The sequence below is a fragment of the Brevibacillus sp. HB1.2 genome (assembly GCF_013332495.1).
Taxonomy (GTDB): Bacteria; Bacillota; Bacilli; order Brevibacillales; family Brevibacillaceae; genus Brevibacillus; species Brevibacillus porteri.
Genome location: NZ_JABMIU010000002.1, coordinates 694,450 through 702,016 on the forward strand (window position 1 = coordinate 694,450; position 7,567 = coordinate 702,016).

A 7,567-nucleotide genomic window follows, 5' to 3' on the forward strand; every position below is an offset into this window, starting at 1 on the left:
GTATCACTCTCCAAGTTGCTCCGACTCAATAGCCACGGCATGGGCGATGCAAGGAATGCTTTCTCCCTGCTGGAAGGTCAACGGGGATAAGAGGGCTCCTGTGGCAACCAGCAAGATTCGCTTCCATTCTCCTTGCTTCATCCGCCGAAGTAGATGCCCGTACGTCACTGTAGCGATACAGCCACATCCGCTACCACCCGACCATACATTTGGATTTTCACCATAAATGAGCTTCCCGCAATCGACATAGCGCTCTAAGGGAATGTGCATGTGATGCTTGGGCAACAGATCAGATAAAATGGCATGGCCCGTTCGTCCTAAATCGCCTGTTACAATCAAATCATAATGGTCGTGAGGGAGCTGAAAGTCACGGAAATGCGACTCAATCGTGGATAATGCGGCAGGCGCCATCGCTGCTCCCATATTGAATGGATCTGTTAATCCCATATCGACTACATGCCCGATGGTGGCTCCCGTAATCCGCAATCCCTTACCCTGACTGGCTACAACAGCAGCCCCTGCTCCCGTCACGGTCCATTGTGCCGTTGGGGGCTTTTGTGAGCCGTACTCCGTTGGATAGCGATATTGCTTTTCCGCAGCCCCATTGTGACTGGAGGTAGCAGCCAAGACGTACTCGGCAGCTTGACTATTCACCATGAGAGCAGCCAAGGCCAAGCCCTCCATCGCTGTTGAACACGCTCCGAAAATCCCCAGAAACGGAATCGAAAGCGTCCGGGCCGAAAAGCTGGCAGATATGATCTGGTTCATTAAATCCCCGGCAAGCATAAAGTTTATTTGCTCTTTCGTGAGCCCCGCTTTCTCCACCGCTTTCGAGCACGCTTCTTCCAGCAGGACTTTCTCCGCCTTTTCCCAGCTGTCTTGTCCGAGATTCAAGTCTCCGTGCAAGATATCAAAGTCTTCGGCTAACGGTCCCTTAGCTTCAAAAGGCCCACCAATCGCAGCGTGCCCGAGAATGACAGGTTTTAAAGGAAAGACCCAAGACTGATGACCTTGGCGCATCCGTCAGCCTCCCATCGTAAACAATGTTTTGATCAAGCCAACGACGAAAGCCGCCGCCACTCCAAACACAATCACTGACCCCGCGAGCTTGAACATGTTACCGCCGACCCCCAGCACAAATCCTTCGCTGCGATGCTCGATCGCCGCTGATGCAATCGAGTTGGCAAAACCCGTAACCGGCACACTCGTTCCTGCCCCAGCCCATTGGGCAATCCGGTCATATAGTCCTAGACCGGTCAAAAGAGCCGAAAGAATGATCAAGACAGCTACTGTAGGATTCCCAGCGGTTTTCTCCGTAAAATGGAAGTAGTGAATGAACATTTCTTGTATCCCTTGTCCGATCATACAAATGCCGCCACCCACTAAAAATGCCCGAGTAAAATTGCGCAAAAGCGGTCGCGGAGGCTCGTGTCCCTTTGCCAATTCCTGATATTCTTGCTGGACGGGAGTCAGCTTTTTCTTTTTTTGATCTGCCATGTTACTTACTCCTTTTTACCGTATCATGAACGGTTTTACTTGATCGATAATCTGTTGTAGCTGTTCCGAATCGGTTTGGTAGGTACGCTTCATTTGTTCATTTTTTGTATTGAGTGCAAACAGCTCCAGATCCGCCTGACATTTTTTCAATGTAGCAAAAGCCAGCTTCATCGCTTGGGCACCTGGAACCATCAATTTATCGTCATACAGGTCGAGATAGAGCTCTCCACCTTTGTCTACTTGGCCGAGGAAAACATTTTCCAAAGCCACTCCCGCTTTTTGCAGCTCCGTGCGAACCCATCTGCGATTCAGACCTGCTGTTGCCAGCGGCTCGTCCATGATCACCCCATCCATAATGACCACTTGATTCTCTTCCGCAGGAGCTACTGTCAATTCAAGGTGTTTGGGGGTTACCGGCTGACTCTCTGATTTTAATAAGACACTGACTTCCCCGCTTGTCTCCATTAACGCAAACTCTACATCAGCTACTCGGAACACGTTTTTGATTCGTAATTGTTCCATCAAGTCTTCCGCAGTCAATCGTTCCTTTTTCAGATTGTCCTCCAAAATCTTGCCTTCTTTGATGAGAACTGTTGATTTCCCTTCAAATAGGTCGCGGAGAAACTTGCTCTTGAGTGATAGCCACTCCATTAAATAAGGGAAAAGCGCAAAAATCCCCATGCCGATCAAACTATGATAGATCGGTCCATCCATTTCGGTTGCCATGAAGGCCGCAATCGAACCGATGCTGATGCCGACAATGTATTCGATGTATGTAAGTTGCTTGATTTGCCTTTTCCCAATAATCTTCGTCAATAAAAATAAGTACGCAACTGCGCCAATGGAACGCAGCGTAATATTTAACCAGTCAGGCATAAGCCACCTCCATCACCTGAGGTGATTTTTATAGGTAGTAAAACCAAGAGAGAGGAAGTCCCTCTCCCTTTCCCTACACTTCCACTAGAATCCCTTAAACTGTGGTTCTTCCTTTTCCAGCTCCGTTACACGCTGCTGGAGGTTGTCTACGATGGATTGTGTCTGCTCTGCTGCTTGCGAATACAATTGCTTCGCTTTCTTGTTTTGCGTGCTAAGAGCAAACGTTTCAAAATCTGCTTGTGCGCCTTTCAAGCTGGCAAGCGTCTGTTTTACTTGTGCTCCTACTGTCATATCCACTCACCTCCTAACACATATAGAATCCGCCTCCACCCAATATTTATGCGGTGGTCTCCCCTATTTTCATCTGTAAATAATTTCCTTTTTCTTAGAAAAATAAAAAGAGAGACACCATAGGTGCCTCCCTTCATCCAGCTTATTAGATTAGCCACGTCCAGCCAGTTGTTGCTCAGCAAAGGAGACAAGACGTTTTGTAATCTCTCCTCCAACTGAACCGTTTTGACGGGAAGTGGTGTCTGGTCCAAGCTGAACACCGAATTCGGATGCGATTTCGTATTTCAGTTGGTCCAGCGCTTGGTTTGCTTGAGGAACCACCAGATTGTTACTGGATCTGTTGTTGTTCGCCATTTGTATCACCTCCTCGTCGTTTGTAAGTTTAATATGCGTGAAGTTTTGCTTGTTCATTCGTTCTTTTTTTCTTCCAATTTTAGTCTGTTAATTGAAGCAGAGCATGGGCTATTCGATGAGCTGCTTCTGGTCGCCCCAGCTTGTCCAAACATCCTACAAAAGCATCCCTTTTTTCAGGCTGACGCCATGACCTGATGATTTCTTTGATTTCGACCGGCGTTTCAGCCAAGATCGCCACTTGTTGCTCGAGTAAAAAGGAACAGTTATGCTTTTCTTGTCCGGGCAATGGATGGAATAAAATGAGCGGTGTCTTAAGAGCAAGTGACTCCGCGCACGAAATACCACCTGGCTTCGTTATATAGGCGTCAGCTGCTCCAATCCACTGCCACATTTGCGGCTCAAACCCTTTCAATATAAAACGATGGTCAGTGCTCTTTGTACCTAATAAGCCCGCCAGTCGTCTGTACAGGCTTGTATTCTTCCCTGTCACGACTACGATCTGCAATGGTTGTTCTTCCAACAGCAACTCTCGTACGACCTGCTCCACTCCACCATAACCGCCTTCTCCCCCACCAATTAGCACAGTGAATTGATCTGGCACGAGTCCCAGTTGTTTTTTCCAAGCCGCTTTGTCGGTATGCAACGCTGTAGTAAAAGCAGGCCGAACTGGAATGCCATAAACATGGATTTTTTCAGGGCCAATCCCGTAGCGTTCGATTAGAATTTGCGCAATTTGCTCATGTGCCACCATGTACGCATCAATTGCTGGATGAACCCAAAACCGATTAATATGGAAGTCCGTCGGCACACAAACGAGCTGGAAAGGCTTGGACACCCTTTTCTTCGCTTCAGCCAATGCGGACAAGCAGTATGCATGTGTAGCGATGACGACATCTGGCTTCTCTTCTTGCAACAGTTGATTGGTTAATCTTGCGGATAGCCACCATCCCAGTGCTTTGGTTAATGCACTGCCCAGCATTTCTTCCTGTTCATAGATGCGTTGCCACACGGGTTGACCGTAGCGCAGCATATTGCGATAAAAAAAATGAGAGAGCACACGTAAGCCTGGACTGGCGGTTTTCAATCCTCCCACCACTCGCGCCGATCGTGCCCCCTCACTTTCCAGTAAAACTTCTTGCAGAGCTTCAGCAGCCATCCGATGACCACTCCCTGCCCATTCCTCTGTCACTAACAGAAACCGCTTTGCCATTAGTAGGACTCTCCTAGAGGCTGCTTGCCCTCCGCATATCGATTGAGTAAAAATTCCTTGGACATATAAACACGCTTTAGGGGCATTTCATGATTCCATGATTGCAATCGCCGCTTTCCATTGGGATGCACGATTCTTAGCATGAGGCGCAAGTACCATCGCTTGTACCGAAAAAACCAAGTCATGGGCACATCAGAAATCGAGAAGCCCAAAGGTGTTACCCCTTTATGTAGCATGGTCGTTCCCACTATCCCTTTTATTTGATCTTTATTTTCCATCGAATCCAGGAACGTGGCTAGCTTTGGCAGTGATTGGAGGATAAGTCTTCGCAAAAGAAGTGCCAAGCGCAGTTCATCCTTCACTCCTTTGCACAGTGTAGCAAAGTAATAATTGTGTATATGTAGCTTTAGGATCAAATCCCCGTCATGAATGATGCAGTGATCGGTAGTTACGAGTGGCTCTCCCCGATAGCGTAATACAACAACCCGAAAAATATTGTTCCCTTTCTCAATATAGGTAAGTCTGGTGCAACGCTGGTAGATTTCATCCCAGTATCCCCATAGCATCAAGAGGCTTGTATTCATTTCGAAATAGTTCCTTTCCCGCTATGTTTTCATTCAGCTGGATGTGACCACTTACATTTTCGCAAAACGGCCATGACCTTTGTTGTAGTATGCCCAACAATGTACAATCCTCATCACCTTTTCACGTCCTTTTCATCCGCCCCCAAAACATGACCACTAATGCAGCAAATACGGGCAACCACATATGATTGAGGAGCAAAGGATTCACCCACTTCCAGACATATGGATCCTGGAGACACATATCGACTGCCGTAAAGGTAAGAATTCCTCCGCCAATGATGACCATACTGGGAAAACGATTCATCAAGCGGGCAATCCATACACTTCCCCACATTAATAATGGGATGCTCATCGCTAACCCCAGCAAAACTAACCATAAATCGCCATGTGCTGCTCCACCAACTGCCAAAACATTGTCTAAACTCATGACAAAATCTGCTACTATAATGGTCCTGACCGCCTGACCAATTGTCTGATTATGCGATACGTCTGCGAACTCTTCATTCTCACCCAGCATCAGCTTACACGCTATCCATAGCAATAATAATCCCCCGATTGCCTTCACGAGAGGAATATCCAACATCCAAGTAGTCATTCCCGTTAGCACAATTCGCAAGAGGATTGCTCCCAATGTCCCATATAGAATTGCCCGTTTTCTCTCATTTTGAGGGAGTCCGCGGCAGGCCATACCTATGACCACAGCATTGTCACTGCTTAATACCAGATCGATCATAAAGATGTGTAGAAGACCCAGCCAAAAATACTCGCCCATCCCTGCCTCCCTGGTCCAATAAAGTTCGTCCATTCTACTTTATGCGACTGGAATCGGACTCATGATTGAATATTTTTCCGAAAAAAGGCGGTTTTCAGCGGATTTTGTAGATAAAAACTTCCGAAAAAAATACATTTTATTGCGAAATCAGGATAATTATACCTTGTCTAAATTAGGCATTTTCCCTTACGATTTTAGTGGGGTGGATAAGAGATGGTGGAGACTGTGACGCTAAACCTTTATAACGTTTCAAGGAAGATTTTAGACTTAACACCAAGCATCACCACAATATGGCTGCAAGAAATTGTTCGCAGCATGGAAATTCCTGTAACCATTCCTCGCGATTTTGCAGAAAAACGAACAGTGCTCTTGGCTCGCTATCTGGTTGAGGATGTAGATCATGACATGCAGACTTGGGCATTAGATATGGGAGAATGGCTTCGTTCTCAGGAATTCCCCTTCTCCTCCATTTTGCGCACATATCAATTGTACCGGAATGTATTCTGGCGGGTTCTCCAACCAGAATTACAGAGATGGTCCCTCTCCTCACAAGAAATGCACTATTTGGAAAGCCAACTGGGCAAGGCCATGGATGAAAGTGTCTTCTGGGCTGTTTATCATTTTGAACAAATGATAAATAAAGAGCTGGTCCAGAAGGAAGAAACGATCTCCTATTTGCATAACGACAAACTGACCATGCTCGGAAAAATTGCCGCCAATATGGCTCATGAGCTACGTAATCCGTTGTGTGCCATTGAAGGGTTCCTGAAGCTGATCGGCGAGTCTACGCAGGAACAGGCCCAGCTTCAGACGTACATTCAAGTCGTCATGCATGAATTTGAGAATTTACATCGGCAACTGACCGGATTCCTCAGCTTTTCCAAAAAACCAATTCTCGATGAAATTTTTAAAACCGTTCAAGTAGAAGAACTGCTTGAAGAAGTAGAGATGCTGATTACGCCTCGCCTCGTGGGAGAAAACATACGTTTTGAAAAACAAATCCACCCCTGCTCACTCGCATGTTATGAAGAAGGCTTGAAGCAAGTTGTCGTCAATCTATTAAACAATGCCATTGACGCCGTACAAAATCGTACAGACAAGTATATTCATGTCATTTCCACTTCTTCAGATGGATGGCTCTATTTGAGTGTGGAAAACAACGGCGAAAGGATTCCACCCGAGATCGTGGAAAATCTTTTCCAACCATTCTTTACGACTAAACAAAATGGGACAGGTATCGGCTTGTCCATCTGCAAAAATATTATTGAAAAGCATCAAGGCACGATCCATTGTGATTCCAATGAAAAACGCACACGATTTATCGTTTCTCTGCCGATTGCGAATGCTCAGGAAGTTGGTCCACGAATGGAAGCTCTCTAAGGTCGCTTTCTTTTGTCTCACGCAAAAAAGCCCCCTGACAAGGCAGGAGGCAAGGCAAGAGATCCGTTACCAATTTCATCGGTAAGCGATCTTAGTTTTACTGTACACGAAAACATATGTTTCTACCATAGAAAACGTCAGACAGCTTTCGACAAAAATTTATACCTGTATTGAACAAAGGCTTATCTATTCAACGATTGGATAAGCCTTCATACTTTTGCCTCAAGTAAAAATAGTCCTGCTTTCCTAGACGCAAAAAAACAGAGAACCTATTGGCTCTCTGCTTTATGTATGGAGCGGGTGATGGGAATCGAACCCACGCGACCAGCTTGGAAGGCTGGAGTTCTACCATTGAACTACACCCGCATCAAAATAAATGCTGGTGCCGAGGACCGGACTTGAACCGGTACGGGAGAAACTCCCGACAGATTTTAAGTCTGTTGCGTCTGCCCATTCCGCCACCCCGGCAAACCTGTAAAACGTGGGCAAATCATGGTCGGGAAGACAGGATTCGAACCTGCGACCCCTTGGTCCCAAGCCAAGTACTCTACCAAGCTGAGCTACTTCCCGACATTATATTTTCTTCACTTTTGTAGTAAAGAA

At 46.3% G+C, this 7,567-nt stretch carries 9 protein-coding genes and 3 tRNA genes; 1 reads left to right on the forward strand and 11 read right to left on the reverse strand.

The genetic code is table 11. The features are described 5' to 3' along the window. Window positions 1-3 precede the first annotated feature (3 nt). The 8 genes from spoVAD to HPY28_RS08095 form a co-directional block, all read right to left on the reverse strand. Complete coding sequence (gene spoVAD / locus HPY28_RS08060; RefSeq protein ID WP_173622308.1) at window positions 4-1,020, reverse strand: stage V sporulation protein AD; 1,017 nt, start codon at window positions 1,018-1,020, stop codon at window positions 4-6. A 3-nt stretch (window positions 1,021-1,023) separates the two neighbouring features. Continuing rightward, complete coding sequence (spoVAC, locus tag HPY28_RS08065; protein ID WP_017250393.1) at window positions 1,024-1,497, reverse strand: stage V sporulation protein AC; 474 nt, start codon at window positions 1,495-1,497, stop codon at window positions 1,024-1,026. A gap of 15 nt (window positions 1,498-1,512) precedes the next feature. Further along, window positions 1,513-2,373 carry a DUF421 domain-containing protein gene (locus tag HPY28_RS08070; protein ID WP_017250394.1) on the reverse strand — a complete coding sequence of 287 codons (861 nt, stop codon included), beginning with the start codon at window positions 2,371-2,373 and terminating at the stop codon, window positions 1,513-1,515. A gap of 84 nt (window positions 2,374-2,457) precedes the next feature. Further along, window positions 2,458-2,664, reverse strand: coding sequence for a DUF1657 domain-containing protein (locus HPY28_RS08075; protein ID WP_007717150.1), 207 nt, complete (start codon window positions 2,662-2,664; stop codon window positions 2,458-2,460). A 150-nt stretch (window positions 2,665-2,814) separates the two neighbouring features. After that, window positions 2,815-3,018 carry an alpha/beta-type small acid-soluble spore protein gene (locus HPY28_RS08080; protein ID WP_007717155.1) on the reverse strand — a complete coding sequence of 68 codons (204 nt, stop codon included), beginning with the start codon at window positions 3,016-3,018 and terminating at the stop codon, window positions 2,815-2,817. Between the two features lie 79 nt (window positions 3,019-3,097). Next, a complete protein-coding gene (locus HPY28_RS08085) occupies window positions 3,098-4,228 on the reverse strand; it encodes an MGDG synthase family glycosyltransferase (protein ID WP_017250395.1) in 1,131 nt (376 codons plus the stop codon). Beyond that, complete coding sequence (locus HPY28_RS08090; protein WP_017250396.1) at window positions 4,228-4,812, reverse strand: YkoP family protein; 585 nt, start codon at window positions 4,810-4,812, stop codon at window positions 4,228-4,230. The genes HPY28_RS08085 and HPY28_RS08090 overlap by 1 nt, the downstream gene beginning before the upstream one ends. A 121-nt stretch (window positions 4,813-4,933) precedes the next feature. After that, complete coding sequence (locus tag HPY28_RS08095) at window positions 4,934-5,584, reverse strand: TerC family protein (RefSeq protein WP_017250397.1); 651 nt, start codon at window positions 5,582-5,584, stop codon at window positions 4,934-4,936. Window positions 5,585-5,797: 213 nt separating this feature from the next. Between HPY28_RS08095 and HPY28_RS08100 the strand changes: the two genes are divergently transcribed. Further along, window positions 5,798-6,964: a sensor histidine kinase gene (locus HPY28_RS08100; protein ID WP_017250398.1), complete on the forward strand. Its 1,167-nt coding sequence runs from the start codon at window positions 5,798-5,800 to the stop codon at window positions 6,962-6,964. A 292-nt stretch (window positions 6,965-7,256) separates the two neighbouring features. Here HPY28_RS08100 and HPY28_RS08105 read toward each other — a convergent pair. The 3 genes from HPY28_RS08105 to HPY28_RS08115 all read right to left on the reverse strand — a co-directional run bounded on the left by HPY28_RS08105 (window position 7,257) and on the right by HPY28_RS08115 (window position 7,534). Continuing rightward, window positions 7,257-7,330 (reverse strand) — tRNA-Gly (locus HPY28_RS08105). Between the two features lie 14 nt (window positions 7,331-7,344). Beyond that, window positions 7,345-7,432, reverse strand: a tRNA-Leu gene (locus HPY28_RS08110). Window positions 7,433-7,457: 25 nt separating this feature from the next. After that, window positions 7,458-7,534 (reverse strand) — tRNA-Pro (locus HPY28_RS08115). Between the last annotated feature and the right edge of the window lie 33 nt (window positions 7,535-7,567).